The organism is Roseobacter sp. EG26 (genome assembly GCF_049830555.1).
Taxonomy (GTDB): Bacteria; Pseudomonadota; Alphaproteobacteria; order Rhodobacterales; family Rhodobacteraceae; genus Roseobacter.
On sequence record NZ_JBNBLH010000005.1, the window covers coordinates 126,959 to 145,985 of the forward strand.

The following is a 19,027-nucleotide window of genomic DNA, read 5'->3' on the forward strand; positions in this document are numbered from 1 at the left end:
GTGCCCACTTGTTTTGGATTGGGGTAACATTCGATGATTTTGACGGTATGACTTGCGTGCACAGGCTGTGCACAGCGCGTATGACATTGAGTCATATTTTGGTGGGGGGGTGAGACACGGTCCGGCGCAGCCGGATTGAACAGTCCGGGGGACTGTTCGAAGTGTCGAACGCGGATTTCGCGAGAAATTCGCCAGGGAAGCTATCGGAAGGTTTCACTGACGCACCGCGCCGACTCCACGTTGGTTGTGCCAACGCTCTGTCGGTGACGCCCGCGCGTTCCGCGCAGGCTGACCCGAACCGAGGGGGTTGGCACCGGACCGGGCGCAGCCCGGCAAATGATCCGGGGGATCATTTGAGGTGACAACGGGCGGAGCCCCGGGGGAGAGGCGCTTTTGTTGTTTGGCGATGTGTGTCGAACTACGCGGAGCCCGAACCGAGGGGCAGGAAGCGAAGCGCCCGCCCCGTGGGGGCGGTTCGGGCGCTGTAAATCCCAAAGGGATTGGGCATCCACGTGGCTAGCCGTTTAGTTAGTTCAATATCGTTAATTCGTCGATCGTATCCATATTTAAAAGTCTGAAACAATCGCAAGCCGGTGCAAAAATCAAAATGTCATCTGATCCTCTGGTGATAATGGCTCCTGACACCACCTCTTCTGACATGGTAATTTCGACCCTATCCGTCGATAGCATAGCTGAGGCTTTAAAGGCCGAGATTGCAATTAAGCCGACGATAACGGCTACGATGACTCTTTTTCTCCTGCTTTCGGGGTCCCTAGGCACGGATCGATTTGATTTCTTACCTGTATACTCTTCAAAAGCATTCTCATTGTTCATCACCATGAAAAAATGGTTCATTTGTAGAAAGTAAAAAATTATCATAGTCGCTGAAAGTTTCGCACCTAGGCCAAGATGTTGGTTGGAGTACAAAAACAGGCCGTCCCAGCCCACGTAAAAATATATGAACGCAAGCGAGACAAAAAATATTCGTAAACTGACACGGTTGTTTCGAACGTAGTCCCAAGCCTTGCGAGCTTTATCGCCTTTTTGCCAACGCTCCGGTAACTCATTTGCTGTGATGTCAAAGCAAGTCGCAACTAAAAGGCCCACAACAGACGCAACTGCAAGATCGGAAATTGCGACGTAGAAAAAGTCGGCGTTGTTCTTCAAGCCAAAATACAAATAGTTTTTTAGGTTTAGGAAATGGAAAACCATTACGAAGTGAGCTTGGAGTGCGCCAAATGCAAGAAACACCAAAGTTGTCATTGGATGCGATAGAAACTTCAATGCGTCCTGTACTTTGGCCATCTAAATCGTTCTTTTCAAGAATTCCGGCCAACTTAGATGATATTCTGCTGGATAACCACGGTTATCCGCGCCAAGCTCTGCAGGGGCAGCGCCCGCGGCCGGTCGCCGCCCTCAGTTCTGCAGGACATAGGTTTCGAATGGTCTTCCGGATAATTAAACCGGCGGCGTCCAAGATGCACTGAATGGGAACGCGCCGCACCACGCTGCCACCCATCTACTTTCAAATCAGTACTCAACCTGAACCGGGTGCCGGTCGGCAGCTTTTGCTGCGCAAAAGCGCCTTTTCCGCACTCGCCGTAAAAATGGTGGCTTTCAGCCGTCCATTTTTAAGGCGGAAATAAACGCTTCCTGCGGGATATCCACTTTCCCAAACTGCCGCATCTTCTTCTTACCCGCCTTCTGCTTGTCCAGCAGTTTGCGTTTGCGCGTGGCGTCGCCTCCGTAGCATTTGGCGGTCACGTCCTTGCGCATCGCAGACAAGGTTTCGCGGGCGATCACTTTGCCGCCGATGGCCGCCTGGATGGGGATTTTGAACATGTGGCGGGGGATCAGATCTTTCAGCTTTTCGACCATGGCACGGCCCCGCGCCTCGGCCCGGTCGCGGTGCACCATGGTGGAGAGCGCGTCCACCGGTTCATCGTTCACGAAGATCGACATCTTTACCAGATTGTCCTGCCGGTAGCCGATCATGGCGTAGTCGAAAGAGGCATAGCCCTTGGTCACGGATTTCAGCCGGTCGTAGAAATCAAAGACGACTTCGTTGAGCGGCAGATCGTAGACCACCATGGCGCGGGAGCCGGCGTAGGTGAGGTCCATCTGGATGCCGCGCCGGTCCTGACAGAGTTTGAGCACATCGCCGAGGTAGTCGTCGGGCACGAGGATGGTGGCCTTGATGCGCGGCTCTTCAAGGTGATCGACGAGGGTGAGGTCGGGCATATCGGCGGGGTTGTGCAGTTCCATCATCGTGCCATCCTTCATGTGGATGTGGTAGATGACGGAGGGCGCGGTGGTGATCAGTTCGATGTCATATTCGCGTTCGATCCGGTCGCGGATGACCTCGAGGTGCAAAAGGCCCAGAAAACCGCAGCGGAAGCCGAAGCCAAGTGCTGCGGAGGTTTCCATTTCGGAGGAGAAGGAGGCGTCATTGAGGGCGAGTTTTTCGATGGCGTCGCGCAGGTCTTCGAATTCGGCGGAATCCACGGGGAAGAGGCCGCAGAAGACCACCGGCTGCGAAGGTTTGAAGCCGGGCAGTGCGGTTTCGGTGCCCTTCTTTTCGTGGGTGATGGTGTCGCCGACGCGGGTGTCGCGCACCTGTTTGATGGAGGCGGTCAGAAAGCCAATCTCGCCGGGGCCAAGTTCATCAATCACGGTCATGGCGGGGCGGAAGACACCGATGCGGTCCACGTGGTGGGTGGAGTTGTTCGACAGCATGCGGATGCGGTCGCCCTTTTTCAGCACGCCGTCCATGATGCGCACCAGAACGATGACGCCGAGGTAGCTGTCGTACCAGCTATCGACCAGCATGGCCTTGAGCGGCGCGTCACGGGTGCCCTTGGGGGCGGGCAGGTTCTGGACGATGGATTCCAGCGTTTCGGTAATCCCCTGCCCGGTCTTGGCGGAGACCTGAATGGCGCCGGAGGCATCAATGCCGATCACATCCTCGATCTGTTCGGCCACGCGGTCACAATCCGACGCGGGCAGGTCGATCTTGTTCAGAACGGGGACGATTTCATGATCGGCGTCGATGGCGTGGTAGACATTGGCCAGCGTCTGCGCCTCGACCCCTTGCGTGCTGTCGACCACCAGCAGCGAGCCTTCGACCGCGCGCATGGAGCGGGAGACCTCATAGGCGAAATCCACATGGCCGGGGGTGTCGATCAGGTTGAGCACGTATTCCTCGCCGTTCTGCGCGGTGTAATTGATCCGCACGGTCTGGGCCTTGATGGTGATGCCGCGCTCGCGCTCGATGTCCATGCTGTCGAGCATCTGTTCTTTCATATCCCGGTCGGCCACGGTGTTGGTGGACTGGATGAGCCGGTCGGCCAGCGTGGATTTCCCGTGGTCGATGTGGGCGACGATGGAGAAATTGCGGATATGTGAAAGCGGTGTCATGGTGCAGGGATATGGTGTGGTTTTAGGGGCTGGTCAAGGTGATCGACTATTCGGGAACAGCAGAAGCGGAAGTTAAACGCTTGCAAGAAGAACTTCTTGCCGATCTAGACTTCATAGCTGCGCCTTTTCCGAGTGGCGCAACTATCCGTTCCGCTCTAAGAGCATGCCTTCGATCTCTTCCAGCCATGTCAAATACGCCTCAAAATGAATACTTTGGCGATGGGGACAATTGGCCGTCAGAGGAAGCTGACAACGGTATTTTGTATCTTCTTAGGATCGCACTGTTCACCACGGTTGAATTGGCGTTTGACGATCCGGGCCTCAAAACAGATTTGGCAAACATTGTTGAACGAACGAAACCGAGTTGGGGCGACCCCACTAATCGGCAGTTACTTATATTTGACGCATATCGAAATTTGGCACGCGCTGTTGTTTCTTGGGATGCGTCTAATCAAGAAGAAAAAACGATTTCCTTTTCAACCGCAGCAATTGCGGCTGCGATTGCTGCATGCGAAGAAGACAATGACGTAGATTACAATCTGATTGACGACGGTTCCGGATCTGCCATGTCAGGACGCCGCGGGCTCGACGTTCCTTTGTATTTATTATCGCAAGACGAAGAAGGTGGCGAAACAGACAGAGAAAAGAACATATCCGCTCCTCCTTTTGTAGCCCACGAGGCGTTAAATGGCCTTCACAGGCGCGGCCCAGATTGGATGTTTTGGACGCAATGGTTCGAAGGCGTGATCGTTGGCAACCCGATCAACTGGGAAATTCAGTTTAAAGTTGCAACCGAAATCACCGACGACGAATGGGAGGCTGGACCGACCACCGTTGCGCGGCGGATTGCGGAAATTCGCGCGAAATTCGACGTGCACACCCTGGCCACGGAATTGGCAGAGATCGCGTATCAGGCCGAGCCGGGTACGCGGGGTATCGGCGACAACAATCCACCGTCCCTGATTGACGACAGCTTGCCTACACAACCGGTCGAAACAATCATTTGGGTCGCTGCAAGTGAATTACGAGAACAGGCCGGTTTGGAAAATCCGGACACATCAGCCGTACAAAGGGCGGTCGAAGTATTGGTGGGAGTCGTCAAAGCAACAGGACTTTGGGCTGCCCAGAAAATCGACAAAGCCGTTGATGCGGCTTCTGGCGCATTCGGGATAGCTTTCGGTACAGCGGGTGGCGCAGCCGGTTTGGCCTTTGTGACCGGCAACGGCGATAAAATCGCAAAGCTGATTGACGCGGCATTGAATTGGCTCCCGTTGCTGCCGTAGGCAAATACTCAAAAGTTTTACTGTTGCAGAATGCCCAATCGGAGATTGGGCAGCGCCCGAACCGCCCCCACGGGGCGGGCGCTTTGCTTCCCACCCCTCGGTTCGGACGCGCCGCGCGGAAACAACGGAACGGCATGCTTCCAGTTCTCCCGGGACGCCGCTCACCCTCTTGATCCGGATGCGACTTATTACTGAAAGCACATCGTTGCATATCCGGTCCTGGTTTTCTCGACCAAGCTTTCGGGACCTTGAACGGTCTGCGGGATCGTTCAACTCTACCGCATTTCACCGACCTCCACATCTCAACGACACGCCTCAATCAGTGGTTGTGTCACGACACGTATAGGGTCACACTGGGCGCATTAATTGACAGGGCATGTGCGGTTTTGTGCAGTCGCATATCGGGCCTGCGTTCTTACGTCGGACATGTCCTCTCAGCACAAAAAAGGTCTTCAGATGAGACAACTCCCCCTCTCCCGCCTCGCCCTTCCCGCCATGAGCGGTGTGATCCTTGCCCTGCCGCAGACGGCGCTGGCGCAGGACCCGACGTTCACCTTTTACGGGCAATTGAACTTTGGGATTTTCAGCGTCGATGACGGCACCCAAAGCGAGACATTCGTCACCGATAACGATAATTCCAACACGCGGATCGGGGCAATCTGGGAGAGCGGCCTGGCCAATGGCGGAAAGCTGAAGTTCCATTTTGAAACCGCTCTTGGGCTGTTCGGCTCAAGCTCGGTCACGATTGATGACACCGATCTGGATTTCAACTACCGCCGGACGGAACTGCGCAAGTTCGAAGTGGTCTATACGACGCCTTCGGTGGGCACATTCTCCTTTGGGCAGGGTAGCACGGCCACGGATGGGTTTGCGGAAGCCGATTTCTCCGGCACCTCCGTCATCGCCTATTCCGCGCTTGGCGATCTGGCAGGCAATATCGCCTTTCGCCCACAGGGAGGGGCCGCAACAGCTGTGACCGTTGGCGATGCTTTCAGCAACTTTGACGGCGCGCGCCGGTTTCGGGTGCGTTATGACACACCGGAGTTCAATGGCTTCACGGTCAGCGCTTCGGCCGGCGAAGAGGTGCTGCGGCGCGGAGACGACCGCGAATTCTACGATCTGGGGCTGAAATACGCGCAGGACTACGGCGACATCAAAGTGGATGCGCGGCTGGGGTATTCCTGGATCGACAGCGATGAGGAACTGGCCATCGGATCGGTTGCCCTGCTGCATGAACCCTCGGGCCTGAACGCGGCAATCTCCACCGGCCGCCAGCAGGAAGGTGACGCCGATTACATCTATGCCAAGCTCGGCTACATTCAGAACTGGTTCTCGGTCGGATCCACGGCGCTGTCACTGGACATTTACGAGGGCAATGATTTCGCCATCGCCGGATCGGAAAGCTCTTCGGTCGGGCTGGGGGTCGTGCAGCGTCTGGACAAGCAGAACGTGGAAATCTACGCGACCTATCGCACGCTGTCATTCGAAGGCGGGGCCACCGCGGTCGAGGATATTGACGTGATGGTGGTGGGCGCACGCTGGAAGTTCTGACCCCCGATCAGCGCTTGTCTGCCCCCTTTACGGGGCAGCATGCCGCGCTGAACGATTGAAACCCGGCCCGGCGTGCTACATAGTTTTGCGGTGCGGGTCAGGGCAAGGGGTGCAAGCGATGGTCAAATGGTGTGCAGCGGCAAGCGCATTTGCGATACTGGCGGCCTGCGGCGGCACTGCGCCCGAGCGTATCATCAGCCCGCCCGCGACGTCAGTGCGTTTCGCCGCCGGTCCGATTGCAAGCGCCTGCCTGATCCACAATCGTCCGGCCGCATCGCGCGCGCGATGTGGCTGCATTCAGGCCGTGGCGGACCGGACACTCAGCCAACAGCAGCAGCAGCGCAGCGTTGTGTTTTTCAGCGATCCCGGTCAGTTGCAGGACATCCGGCAATCGGACGCGCCGGGCAATGAACGTTTCTGGAACGCCTGGAAAAACTTCGCCGAGACCGCCGAAGTGCAGTGCCAGAGCGTGTGACCGCGAGGCCGGTCAGCCAGACCAAAAGGTGCGATCCGGTTCCCCGCTCCGGTCACACCTCCTGAGGCTGGACCTTGCCCGGAAACACACGCCTGATTGCGACGTAGAATACCGGGGTGAAGAACAGCCCCATGAAGGTCACGCCTGACATGCCAAAGAACACGGCGGTCCCCAGTGCCTGACGCATTTCGGCCCCCGGCCCGGTGGCGATCATCAGAGGGATCACCCCGAGGATGAAGGCGAAGGCGGTCATCAGGATGGGCCGCAGGCGTAACCGGCTGGCCTCAAGAGCCGCCTCTACCGGGCCAAGCCCCCGTTCCTCCTGCGCCTGTTTGGCAAATTCCACGATCATGATCGCATTCTTGGCCGCAAGCCCCACAAGCACAATGAGCCCCACCTGCGTGAGAATATTGTTGTCCATGGCCCGGTACATCACACCGCCCAGCGCGCCCAGGACCGCCAGCGGCACAATCAGGATGATCGCGACGGGCAAGGCCCAGCTTTCATAGAGAGCGGCGAGGAACAGGAAGGCGAAGAGGATGGAGAAGGCAAAGATATAGGCCGTCGTATTGCCCTGGTTGCGTTCCTGCAATGCCAGTTCCGTCCACTCGAAATCCACGCCTTGCGGCATGAATGACGCGGCCAATTCCTCCATCGCGATCAAGGCATCACCCGATGACACCCCGGGCACCGGCGCGCCCTGCAATGGCACGGAAACCTGCTGGTTGTAGCGCTGGACCAGCGCTGGCCCTGCAGTATCAACAATCGAGACCAGCGTGCCCAACGGCACCAGTGCGCCGGTGGCCGAGCGCACCTTGAGCGCCGTTATGTCCGCTTCTTCCAGGCGGAACTGTTCATCGGCCTGCGCGCGCACCTGATAGAGACGCCCAAAGGCGTTGAAGTCATTGACGTAGGAAGACCCGAGATTGATCGCCAGTGTCTCAAAAATTTCTCCGATGGGCACGTTCAGCATCTGCGCCCGAACCCTGTCGATCTCCAGAAAGACCTGCGGTGATCCGGCGGAAAAGGTGGTGAAGAGCCCCTGCACCTTATCCGATTGCTGGGAGGCACCCATCAAGGCGTAAGCCGTATTCAGAACGCGCGACATCTCCGCGCTTTCGTTCTCTTTCAGCTGCATCTTGAAACCACCACCGGTGCCCACGCCGCTGACGGCGGGCGGCGCAATCACGATGATGAAGGCCTCGCGCAACGCCTGCATACGCCCGAAGAGCTGCCCCACGATGGCAGTCGCGCCCATACCCGTTTCCGCACGTTCCTCAAAACTGTCGAAGGTGGTGAAGATGACCCCCTGATTGGACGCATTGGTAAAGGTGGCTCCGGAAAATCCGGCAAAAGCCACCGCATCGGAAACACCGGGGGTGTTCAGCGCCACCTCTGTGGCCTGCTTGACCACCTCATCCGTGCGCTCCAGCGACGCCCCGTCAGGCAGCTGCACAACCACGATGGCATACCCCTGATCGGCCTCCGGGATGAAGCCCGTGGGCACCTGCTGGCTGATCCACCAGGTGGCGCCGAGCAGACCGGCAAATACTGCAAACGTCAGCAGAATGGTTTTGGTGGAGCTGATCAGGAAGGCCACGATGCGGGTATACCCCGCCGTCATCGCATCAAAGCCACGGTTAAACCCGCGCGCCAGCGGGCCAGTGATCAATGCAATCGGATTGCGGCTGGGTGTCTCCGATTTCGACCGCAGCATCACCGCGGCCATCGCAGGCGAAAGGCTCAGCGAATTGATCGTGGAGATCACCGTGGCGACCGAGATCGTGACCGCGAATTGTTTGTAGAACTGCCCTGTGATCCCCGGCACCAGCGTCGAAGGGACAAATACAGCGATCAACACCAGCGACGTGCCAATAATGGCGCTCTGGACCTCATCCATTGTGCGTGCGGAAGCCTGCCTTGGCGACATGCCCTGCTCGATGTTTCGCTCGACGTTCTCGACAACGACAATCGCGTCGTCCACCACGATCCCGATGGCTAGGATCAGGCCGAAAAGCGTGAGCAGGTTGAGCGTATAGCCAAGCGCCAGCATGATCGCGAAGGTGCCAATCAGCGACACCGGAATGGCCAGCAACGGGATCACCGCCGTGCGCCAGCTTTGCAGAAAAACGACGATCACGATCAACACCAGCACAATGGCCTCAAAGAGCGTGCGGTAAACCTCGTTCACCGAGGATTCGATGAATTCCGTCGGGTTATAGACAATGCTGTATTCCAGACCTGCCGGGAAATCCTCGGAGAGCCTTTCCATCGTCTGAATGATGCTGTCAGCCGTCGCCAGCGCGTTGGAGCCCGGTCGCTGGAACACCCCCAGCGCCACGGCAGGTTTGTTGTTCAGATAGGAGTTATTGGTGTAGGACCGCGCCGCAATTTCGACGCGCGCCACATCGCGCACACGCACCACGCGCCCCTCCTCAGAAGCCTTGACGATCACCTGGCCAAATTCACGCGGTGTCTGGAGGCGGCCTTGTGTGGTCACTGCAATCTGAAAAGCGCTGTCGCTGTTGTTGGGCGGCGCGCCAAGCGAGCCGCCTGAGACCTGGACATTCTGTTCCCGGAGCGCGTTGACTACATCCGCCGCCGTCAGCCCAAGCGAGGAAAGCCGGTCAGGATCGAGCCAGACCCGTGCGGAGAATTCGCGCTCGCCAAAGATCGTCAGATCGCCCACACCATCCAGTCGGACCAGCTGGTCGCGCACCCGCGATCTCGCGTAATTGGAGACATAGAGCTGGTCAAAGCTGTCATCGGGCGACAGCATATGCACAACCATCATCAGGTCGGGTGACGATTTGGTAGTGGTCACGCCAAGGCTGCGCACTTCCTGCGGCAGCCGTGGCTCGGCGATGGCGACGCGGTTTTGCACCAGCACCTGCGCGGCATCGAGATCGGTACCCAGCTCGAAGGTGATGCTAAGGCTCATGGAGCCATCCGCTGTGGAATAGGACGAGAGGTAAAGCATATCCTCCACCCCGTTGATTTCCTGCTCAAGCGGTGTGGCCACGGTGGCCGCGACAGTTTCGGCATCCGCACCAGGGTAGCTCGCCCGTACGACAATGGAGGGGGGCGCGATCTCGGGGTATTGTTCAACCGGTAGCTGGGTGTAGGAAATGATGCCGACGATGGTCAGCAGGATCGAGATGACGATGGCAAAAACCGGGCGGCCTACAAAAAAGCGCCCCATCTCAGTTTTCCGCGATCAAGGGCAGTTCCACCTTTTCCGGTGTCACAACGGTGCCCGGTCGGGCCCTCACGACACCCTCGATCACGATGACCTCCGAGCCGTCGAGCCCCTCGCGCACCACCCGGTATCCGTCGATACGCGGCCCGGTCCTGATCTCTATCGGGATCACATTGCCCCCGTCATCCACGGACATGACCAACCGGCGGTTCTGATCGGCCACAACCGCCGCGTCCGGGATCAGCACGCCGTCATAGGGCAATGATCCGGGCACGTTGACACGTCCGAAAAGGCCCGGCGTCAGGATTTCATCGGGGTTGTCCAGAATGGCGCGCACCCGCATGGTGCCGGTTTGCTGATCAATGCGGTTCTCGGAGAAGTCCAACACACCCGACTGCGGGGGTATCTTCTGGTCGGAAAGGGACACTTTGACCTCCAGACCGCCGCCGCCTTCCTGCAAGGACGCGCCGCGCGCCCTTGCGTCGCGTGCATAGGCCAGAAAGTAGCGTTCATCGATGTCAAAGTAGAAGTAGATCGGATCAGAGGAGACGATGGAGGTCAGTTCGGTCTGATCGGCAGAGACGAGGTTGCCCGGGTCGACCAACGCCTGGTCAATCCGTCCGGCCATGGGCGCGCGAATTTCGGAATATTCCAGATCGAGTTGCGCCAGTTCCAGCGCTGCACGCGCCTGTTCCAGCGATCCCTGTGCTGAAAGGTAGACCTCGCGCCGTTCGTCAACCACGCTTTGCGCGATGTTCCCGTTGCGGATCAGCGCCTCGGCGCGTTCCAGCTGCTCTGCGGCGAAATCAAAGGTGGCCTGGGCGATATCAATCTGTGACTGAGCCTGTCGAAGAGCGGTGCTGAACTGGCGTTGATCAATGGTGAAAAGCAACTGCCCTTCCTCCACCAGACTGCCGTCGGTGAATTCGACCGCGTTCAGATAGCCGGAGACGCGGGATCGGATCACCACATCTGCCCGGGCCTCGAAACGACCGACGAATTCGTCATCTTCGACGATCTTCTTGACCACCGGGTTGGCAACCGTGACCGGCGGCGGCCCCTGCTGCGCGCTCAGTTGAGAAGCAAAAGCAAGCGCGCTGGCGAAAACGAGCGATCCGAGAAGATGTTTCATACGTCGGTCCATGTGATATCCGTTTGTGCTTTGGTAACACGGGTTTGGCGAGATGACAGTGGAAAACTTAACCTGCGCGGGCATTCACCACCGCAAGATGGCTCAGATGGTCGGCTGCTGTTGCCTGGTGCGGGTCCGCCGATGCCCGCCCCATCAAAGGCGCGTGTTGTGCCTGCCCGGGCATGAGCGACCTGCCCCCTTCTTTATGCGCTTCAGCCGCAGGTCCATGGCGGAATCCTGCGGCTGATTGCTGGGTCTATCGCTCGCGGGCGGCAAGGCGTCTCAGGTCACGGCGGGCACAAAGAGCTCTGCCTGCACAGCCACATTCGGAGCGGGCACAGCCGGATGCGTGATCTGCTGATTGGCGCGACGCGAGACCTCGATGATACGATTGGTCGCCTCTGCGCTGCATTCCCTGATGAATTGGCAATTGGAAATTGCCTCAAGCTGCATTGCAAGAGCCCGGTCACTCAACGCCTCAAGGCGATCGCGCAAGGCAATGTTGGCGCATTCGGGCCGCGCGATCATCTCCGACAGTCCAGAGACATAAGCAAACCGCTCGGTGTAGGTGCGCGCATAATGATCTGGTGCCGCGTCCACAATATCGAGGGCTGCTTGAAGACTACCTGTAGTCGCCAGTGCATTTTGCGTGGCCTTAAGTGTCGCTGAAGCTTGGCTCAGGCTGGATTTTCGCCATAAATCCACCGCTGTCAGTGCCGCATTTTGCGACAGCGCGATGCTGCCTTGGGTTTGCACCATAAGCTTTTTCGGTGCCTTGCTGGCCCGGAACTTCGCCACGGCAGTTTTCCTGGCATCGGGGACAATATCACCGCCGATCCAACCTTTGCGGAAGCTCAAGCAGGAAATGAACAGAAGTACCGCAGCCATCGCCCAATTGGCCAGCGATCCGGTGAACAGCGTCTTCAGACCTTCACCCAGCAGGAATGGCACCACAATGTCCATGGCTTCCGCAAGATCGAAAAGCTCCGCTGCTTTGGCGCGCAAGGCCACGATCGAAACGACCATGGGTGCTACCAGACCGACGAACAGGATCACAGATGCCGCAATACCCAATGTAGGGCCAATCCAGTGTTTCAGCCCAAAAAGCGGCCGGATGGCACGCCCCAGGAGATACACGGGCAAAGTGAGCAATATCCCCGCGATCAGCGCGGAGAAAAAGGCCGCCATTGGTGATCCCGCATAATCCTTGAGGCTATAGGCCACCGCGACAGATTCCATGACCAACAGCGTCGCCACACCGCCGATTGCCAAAGCATCCGCCAGAGCGCCAGAAAGACCGACCGACACACCACCATACCTGGCACGAAGCGCGCGCTCATTGCGGTCGGCAGTGGTTTTTTCCTCGATCAGTTCAAGCTTCGATGTCGCAAAGGCTGCCACCTCGCGCGTGGTCACACAGTCATGTGTTTGCACGGCCTTCTGGGCGCCAACCGGATCAGCACCGCTGCTGGCGGTCGCGAATTGGTCCACCTGCGTTTCGATCCTTTTGATTTTCGCAGCGGCAATCCGGTTGAACTCTGCAGTGGTTTCCTGACATGCGGCCTCGACCGGTCCGTGGCATGTGGTGCCGCGCAATCCGTCTTCGGTGGCCAGCTTTTTCACCCGCGCCGAACGTGCCGCGACGACAGCGCTCATCCGCTCTTCGGGTGTCGGTGCAAAAAATCTGCGTATGGATGCAAACATATTTTGAAAGATCGGTTTCATTGGAATTCCCCCTATCGTTTGGCTTTGAATGTCTCGACGATCTCAGTGATGAGCAGGTCGTCGAATGTGGTAAAATCAGTGGTCGGGATGAACACGAATTCGATCGGCATTCCCGCGATCTCGCTCAGGCTTTCGCCGTATTTGGCCTGCCAGCGCCGGTAAAATTCGTCGCGTGACATGTTTTCGTTTTCAGAAATCGCAATCAAACCCGAGACGTTCATTCTACCGTCGCTGACAAGCGTCAATTTTTGTGGCGGACCCGAAAGCTTGTGCATGTCGATCATGGCCCTGACCAACGGGGAGCCATCCAGATTCCATCTTGTGTGGTCAGAACCATCCGGGTGTTCGGCGACCACAGCCGCCAGCGCCGCCTCCGCCAGACCATGTGGGTCCGCATCTCCAAGACATTTCTGGAAGCGTGGCTCTGCACCCTGATGGGTGACCGCGTAAACCCTCACCAGCGTGTTGGGAGTATCCCAGGCCGCCGTGAGCGTCTGTTCGAAGATCTCCAGACTGTCCAGCGGGTCGGTGACGTCGAGACCGATGGCGACAACCTTTGGCGCAATGCCTTGGGTTTCGCTCACAAGACAGCCGAGCCTGTTCGGCACCAGCGGTTTTGGGTCCGCCGGGATAGCACGGAGGAGGATGACCGAGTCCGGCGCCTGCCCCGCCCAGGCCTCTGCCTCCGGTTCCAATGCAATGAGACGCCAAGAGGCTAGCTTTTCGGCGGTGGGCAATGCCAGGGTGCCAACCGAAGCCACCATGACGATGCCGTCAGCCGGCGTCCCGAGAACACGCCGTACAGATCGGCCAAGTCGTGTAAGGTCGGTTTGGGCCAACCGCGCGAAAGCCGCCGCCGGTGGAGGCGTTGCCATATAGGCCTCCAGGAGCTTGCCAATGGCTCCTTCGCGCAGCACCCGGGTGCGTTCGGGCGTCGCCGACCAGATCTTGCCGTCAGTCGCTGGCGGCAGACAGACGTCTGCGAGCACAATTGGAGTATCGGCTGGATTCCCTGAATGGGACATATAGACAAGCCGAAGGTCATCCGACGCCGCATAAACAAGGTTTTCGACCTCTGCCAGGGCGTCGTCTTGCTGGATCGGGCCCGAAAACGCGGCACTTGCATTCACAATCGCCTGTACGGGTGCGCCTGGGCATTGGCTTGCAGCCTGGGCTTGCGTAACCCCTGCGCTGACCACCCCCGCGAGCAGGCAAATCCGGATCATATCTGAGAAAGTTTTCATTGGTGTAGCCCCCCTTATAGCTAGTTTTCGATGCAATTTTTGGTCGGATGGAGTCGGATCATTGTCATGAACACCGTGAGTTCCTGCGGCACTTGCATGTCGCTCGGGCGTGTAAAATTGACCTCTACAGCATGGATGGCTGTGCGATCGAGCCGGTGGTCATTCTGAAGCGAGCCAACGCCAAAGCTGATTTTAGCCGTGTCGAGATTTGCGCAAAGCGTGTAGGTGCCCGGCGCGATGTCTGGGAAGTCGACCCACCAGAACTCCTCCTTGCCGTTCGCCCTGTCTGTCATTGTGAAACGCGGGCTGAACCTGCTGTGGCCCCGAAGATCAAGCGTCAGTTCGACGCTGTTCATTGCGGCAAAGGCGACATGGTCAACGGCCCGGGTACGCAGCGAGACCCAATCGCCAGTGTTGAATTTTGCTTCGAGGAGATATCCTTGAGGTGTTACCTTCGTCCGCGCGTCAACACCATTCGCGCTAAAGAGGCTGAACGGCGGGACATGCCCTGAAGCAGCGTCCAGCAAGTATGAAACCTGAGCACTGGCCAAGCTTGCCGACGTCAGGGTCAGAAGGGGAAGAACTGTGCGAAGTATCATGGGTGCGATCCTCTGTAAGGTGCGCCCAGAATGCAGAATATTGCAAGAGTATGTCAACTATAGCATGAATATTCATTTATAATTATAATTGTGAATATTCTTTACAGATAGTGAATTGTATTGCATTGCCAGTCGTTCCACCCTAAGCTGATGATCACATAAACCACGGTGGAATCATGACAGCTGACGCGGACGAAAAACCAACAATTGACCACATGATGGCGGCTTACCTGTTTTCCGAACGGGGCAAGACGCAGGTTGAAATTGCCGATTTGATGGGGATTTCCCAATCCAAGGCCAGCCGGTTGCTGTCCAAGGCCAAGGAGCTGAACGTCTACCGAGAAGAGCGCGTCTTCAACATCAAGAAGTCACCCGAACTTGAAGAGATGATCCACTCATTGCTGCACAATTCGGATGCCGTCAGCCAGCTGCGCCAGTATCAAGCCGCCTTTCATGCAGACGGTGTTGACGCGAATTGCTACTTGCGCAGCGTGGAAATCGTCCATGCCAACAGACCTGACAAGAGAGCGTTCGTAGAATTCGACAAGGATCAGCACTACAAATACACAAAGGAATTCAGTCAGCGCGCCGGAGAATTTCTTGGCCACTCAATGCAGGACGAACGTGTATTCGGACTGAGCTGGGGTGCAGTCGTGTATTTCTCCTGCGAAACATTCGTCAAGGCGATTGAGAACGCCGACGGGATGACGCGCTTTGTCGCGGCGGCACCGACCATCACATCCGGACGAAACGCGTTTTCTGCAGGTGCGATCTGCGGCATCGCCAATATTCAGCTGGGAACGGTCAACGATGTTTCCAACTTCCGGTCCTTCGCGGTCCCTGCGTTCATTCAGCGGGCCTATCGCAACACCCCCTATCCAGGTGCCAGCGGCGAGACCGAGCGGGCCAAGTTCGTGCGGTTGTCCCTCGAGGGCTCCAAACACTACGTCGCGACCCTGGGAGGATATACGGATCGCGATCCGACAACGGCAGCAAGCGTTTTTGGCACTTTCATCACAGGTCTTGGCCGATTTGAGGATCCATATGGCAAGAACCTTGACGATTTTCTGTCGGCCATCAATTCCGAAGGATCGGAGGACCCGGTTGGGGAAGCAGACATCCGAAGATTTTACGTCGGCGATTTTGCAGGCGCGCTGCTGATCAAATCCGATCTGTCGGAAGACGATCGGAAACGGGCCGAAGAGTACCGCGACCTCTGGACCGGAATTCGGGTTGAGGATATGCGCGAAATTACCCGCAGGGCCGGTACCGAAAACGCCCATGGGGGCGTATCGCATGGGGTTGTTGCAATTGGTGCGGGACGTGATCGCGCGCTTGTCCTGCTGGCGGCACTCGAACAGGGCGTAGTGAGCAAGCTGCTCGTCGATGAACCGCTTTATGATGAGCTGATGTCACAAGCCAGCAAGAGGCTGCACAAACGTGCCGTCGAGCTGGCCGCGAAGGAAAAGAGCTAACGATGTGCCGCCTCCTGAAATACGGGCTGGTGGCGCTGGTCATACTTTCGGGGAGTGCACGGGCGAACACATCGATCGGGGGGTGGGGAACCTTCCATGATGTCGCGCGCGAAATCAGCGACCCATCGCGGATAACAGCACTGTTCCAGCAGTGGGATTTTCGGATCAACGGATTGGTCGCGGAGCTGAAATGGCAGGGCACTTTGCTCGACCGCAAACACTCCTCCATTTTGCTGAAAGACAATATCGGAAATGCGCCCAATGTCACGATTCTGATCTGCGGCGGCGGGTCAACAACTGTCGATGGATGCAAGGCCTCGATCGGGCATTTCCGCGATACGAAATCGGATATGATTGCAACCTATGCCCCCAATGTCATATGGCTGAAACGACGCCAGCACGTTGACAAGACAGCGCGTCAAATCCTCGATGACATTCGCTCTGTCCTGGCAAAAAACCCTGACGCAACCTTTAATTTTCATTCTGCCAGCCTCGGCTATCCGGTTTTTGCAGCCCTTTTCGGTGAAAACGGGCGTTACTCGGACGAAATGCGGCATCTCATGACAATCCAGGGGCAACCGGAGGCGTCGCGCCTGAAGTCGCTGGTCGTTACCACCCCTGCCCGCGGCTTTTGGTATATCTTTTCCCTGCGGCGCTTGCGTGATGGTCTGATTGGCTTTTGGGAAGGACCAAAAGAGCTCTTTCTGACAGGCGTTTTTGGCAAGGCGCTTTTGACGGTGATCCATGACGGCGAGCGGTTCGCCTATCTGTCGCCGCAAATCTACACGGAAGGGATCGCAACCTATGTGTATCCGCAATCCCTCAGCGATCCGAAGGTAAAGCACAAAGCGACCGAAACGACACCCGAGATCACTGAGCAGAAGGTAAGCGACTCGCATCGCCTGGTGCACCGGGGTGGCAATGAATGGCAGGGGCCGGCAGCCATCAAGGCGGCGAACCAATACGGCAGCACCGAACAGGCCAGCGCTCAAATAATGACTGCGATGCGTACGTCAGAGAACGTGTTCAGAGCCATGGCCGCCGTACAGGGCCTCAATCCGCCCAAATTCGGCATTTATCAGGTCAAGAACAGCGCAGCACTACGCAAATCCGCTGGCAAGCTGCTGCATGAGGAACAATTCAACGATGCACAAGAATTGGGCGGGGTTCGGTTGTCGACGCCGGGGATGACCCGAATTCCCGGTGACCTTTCGGACTTCGCAGCCGATATTAAAGGGAGTGTGACGCGATGATACGATACTTTATGAGCGGGATCGCCCTCATGGCCTTGGGCCTGCCTGTATTTGGACAAGACCTTCATGTTGTGTCGCTCGGCGGGCTACAATCCGAAGCAAGCGTCTGCCACCCGGGCTGCGATGAGAAGATTCTGAGGTTATCGGGATTAACCGATCTGGATGCTTATGTCGTCGACACTCAACACTCTGACATATTGCTGGTGGGCCGCAAGGAACCGGGGCGCATAGCCCTCAGATTAAGTGACCTCGCCCTCGCATTGCAGGCCACAGCCTACAAATTCGCCAAAGAAGAAGGGCGCGTTCTTGTGGTTTCGGAACTGGCGGTCTCGCTTGATCCGTCCCCCGAAAACGTCGCCGCCTTGATGGCTGTCGGTGATGCGTTGAGCCACGCGTCTCAGGGTGCCCAGTTACAGGCTGTGCTGGATCGATGGGTGGCACTGTGCGAAAATCCCCACACAGCTTCTGTCTACGGCATGCCCCGCTCGGCCGGAATTTCGAAAGCGGCTTTGTCAATTGATTATGCTCTGAAGCGACAGGTGTCGGGAGCTTCGCGAATCCCGTCTGATCGGTATTTCAGCCTGACCGATTTGACCCGACAGGAAATCGAGGCCGACTTTTTTTCAGACCATCCGAAGGGTGTCGAGCTATCGGGCCTGTCGCGCTTCTGGATCACGCCACGCAAGGGGACCTACCGGTATGATGAGGCAGCTCAAGCCGCAATCATCGACGATTTCGGGTTGGAGATTCTGACCGAACAGCAAAAACTGGTCGGCAGCGAGGTTGTGGATCGCGGAGGGCCGGGGCGCTTGCCGGCAAAATGGGCCGAACGGGCAACCGAACTGATCCCGGTCTTACTGGAGATCGACGAGGATTGGCAGCGCGTGGATCAGTTTGCGCGGATGCTGGCACTGGCCCATATGATACGGGATGAAGGTGCACTGGAGACCAGCACCTTGTCGCTGGACTGGTTGATCGACGCTTTTGCGGGGCCCGTCGAAGAGGTTCCCAGTGGCTTTGCCGGGCATCCGCATATCGAGCGATTTGAATTGTCCAAGTCGCAGGGCAATATGCGCATGACAAGCAATGTCGTTCTGCCCAGTTGCGGTGGTGTGTCATTTAGAATTGAGCTTGAAAAGCTCCCTCCCGAGATCGAACCCGACCGACAGCTACGCGATTTTGCAGATGGCTTGCGGCACGAGTAGCGCGCGGGTCGGTGGCTCATGGGGCGCTGTCCATCGGAATTCAACATCCCACAGAGATTTCCGCCCTAAGAGCCTTGAATTGGCGGGCCCGAACGGTCGCTTTGAAACTCGGCGACGCAACGAGTGGCAGCGCCAACGTCGACCGCATGGAACCTGCCTAGGTATCGTTGGAGGCCAATCCATGCCATACTTGCTGGTAAGCCCATCAGAATGCAGGGTCGGATTTGTTGTCTACGTTCAACGTCGGCTTGCCGCGCGCACTACCTGTCACTGGCTGCGGACTGGATGGTGCTAGTCAGTCAAAGGCTGTTGCATATGCCAAACTCAACCAAGCGCCAGCAAAAGAAGAGCTTCGTCACTTCCCGACGCGCGACGCAAAGACCCGGAGCTAGCGCGGCAGCAACTTTTTCCGCTCAACCCTCTGAAGCCACCAAGGCGTTGCAGTTGATGGCCAATGCCAGCCCAAATG

13 protein-coding genes are annotated in these 19,027 nt (G+C 57.5%); 6 read left to right on the forward strand and 7 right to left on the reverse strand.

The annotated features are described in order from the left end of the window. Nucleotides 1-528 precede the first annotated feature (528 nt). Both ACOTTU_RS12850 and lepA read right to left on the reverse strand, forming a co-directional pair. Nucleotides 529-1,305 carry a hypothetical protein gene (locus ACOTTU_RS12850; protein WP_425658541.1) on the reverse strand — a complete coding sequence of 259 codons (777 nt, stop codon included), beginning with the start codon at nucleotides 1,303-1,305 and terminating at the stop codon, nucleotides 529-531. Between the two features lie 312 nt (nucleotides 1,306-1,617). Further along, nucleotides 1,618-3,417, reverse strand: a complete 1,800-nt coding sequence (gene lepA, locus ACOTTU_RS12855; RefSeq protein WP_425658544.1) for a translation elongation factor 4 — start codon at nucleotides 3,415-3,417, stop codon at nucleotides 1,618-1,620. A gap of 38 nt (nucleotides 3,418-3,455) precedes the next feature. Between lepA and ACOTTU_RS12860 the strand changes: the two genes are divergently transcribed. The 3 genes from ACOTTU_RS12860 (at nucleotide 3,456) to ACOTTU_RS12870 (ending at nucleotide 6,726) form a co-directional block, all read left to right on the forward strand. Next, a complete protein-coding gene (locus tag ACOTTU_RS12860; protein ID WP_425658546.1) occupies nucleotides 3,456-4,700 on the forward strand; it encodes a hypothetical protein in 1,245 nt (414 codons plus the stop codon). A 456-nt stretch (nucleotides 4,701-5,156) separates the two neighbouring features. Further along, nucleotides 5,157-6,251 (forward strand): porin, encoded by a 1,095-nt coding sequence (locus ACOTTU_RS12865; RefSeq protein WP_425658548.1) that lies wholly within the window; start codon nucleotides 5,157-5,159, stop codon nucleotides 6,249-6,251. Between the two features lie 118 nt (nucleotides 6,252-6,369). Beyond that, nucleotides 6,370-6,726, forward strand: a complete 357-nt coding sequence (locus tag ACOTTU_RS12870; RefSeq protein ID WP_298913678.1) for a hypothetical protein — start codon at nucleotides 6,370-6,372, stop codon at nucleotides 6,724-6,726. Nucleotides 6,727-6,778: 52 nt separating this feature from the next. Here the strand turns inward: ACOTTU_RS12870 and ACOTTU_RS12875 are convergent, their stop codons facing one another. The 5 genes from ACOTTU_RS12875 to ACOTTU_RS12895 all read right to left on the reverse strand — a co-directional run bounded on the left by ACOTTU_RS12875 (nucleotide 6,779) and on the right by ACOTTU_RS12895 (nucleotide 14,625). After that, the gene (locus tag ACOTTU_RS12875) at nucleotides 6,779-9,928 is read right to left on the reverse strand and encodes an efflux RND transporter permease subunit (RefSeq protein ID WP_298913676.1); all 3,150 of its coding nucleotides are present in this window, start codon (nucleotides 9,926-9,928) and stop codon (nucleotides 6,779-6,781) included. A gap of 1 nt (nucleotide 9,929) precedes the next feature. Further along, nucleotides 9,930-11,057, reverse strand: coding sequence for an efflux RND transporter periplasmic adaptor subunit (locus ACOTTU_RS12880; protein ID WP_298913674.1), 1,128 nt, complete (start codon nucleotides 11,055-11,057; stop codon nucleotides 9,930-9,932). Nucleotides 11,058-11,339: 282 nt separating this feature from the next. After that, complete coding sequence (locus ACOTTU_RS12885) at nucleotides 11,340-12,782, reverse strand: hypothetical protein (protein ID WP_425658551.1); 1,443 nt, start codon at nucleotides 12,780-12,782, stop codon at nucleotides 11,340-11,342. 11 nt (nucleotides 12,783-12,793) lie between these two features. Continuing rightward, nucleotides 12,794-14,026 carry a hypothetical protein gene (locus ACOTTU_RS12890; RefSeq protein ID WP_425658553.1) on the reverse strand — a complete coding sequence of 411 codons (1,233 nt, stop codon included), beginning with the start codon at nucleotides 14,024-14,026 and terminating at the stop codon, nucleotides 12,794-12,796. Between the two features lie 20 nt (nucleotides 14,027-14,046). Then, nucleotides 14,047-14,625 carry a hypothetical protein gene (locus ACOTTU_RS12895; RefSeq protein WP_425658555.1) on the reverse strand — a complete coding sequence of 193 codons (579 nt, stop codon included), beginning with the start codon at nucleotides 14,623-14,625 and terminating at the stop codon, nucleotides 14,047-14,049. A 176-nt stretch (nucleotides 14,626-14,801) separates the two neighbouring features. Here ACOTTU_RS12895 and ACOTTU_RS12900 point away from each other — a divergent pair, with 176 nt between their 5' ends. From ACOTTU_RS12900 to ACOTTU_RS12910, 3 genes are read left to right on the forward strand one after another with little or no spacing between them, the layout of a single operon-like run. Continuing rightward, nucleotides 14,802-16,100, forward strand: coding sequence for a hypothetical protein (locus ACOTTU_RS12900; protein WP_425658556.1), 1,299 nt, complete (start codon nucleotides 14,802-14,804; stop codon nucleotides 16,098-16,100). Between the two features lie 2 nt (nucleotides 16,101-16,102). Beyond that, a complete protein-coding gene (locus tag ACOTTU_RS12905; protein WP_425658558.1) occupies nucleotides 16,103-17,353 on the forward strand; it encodes a hypothetical protein in 1,251 nt (416 codons plus the stop codon). Continuing rightward, nucleotides 17,350-18,558: a hypothetical protein gene (locus ACOTTU_RS12910; protein ID WP_425658560.1), complete on the forward strand. Its 1,209-nt coding sequence runs from the start codon at nucleotides 17,350-17,352 to the stop codon at nucleotides 18,556-18,558. Before ACOTTU_RS12905 ends, ACOTTU_RS12910 begins: the two co-directional genes overlap by 4 nt. The last annotated feature ends 469 nt before the right edge of the window (nucleotides 18,559-19,027 follow it).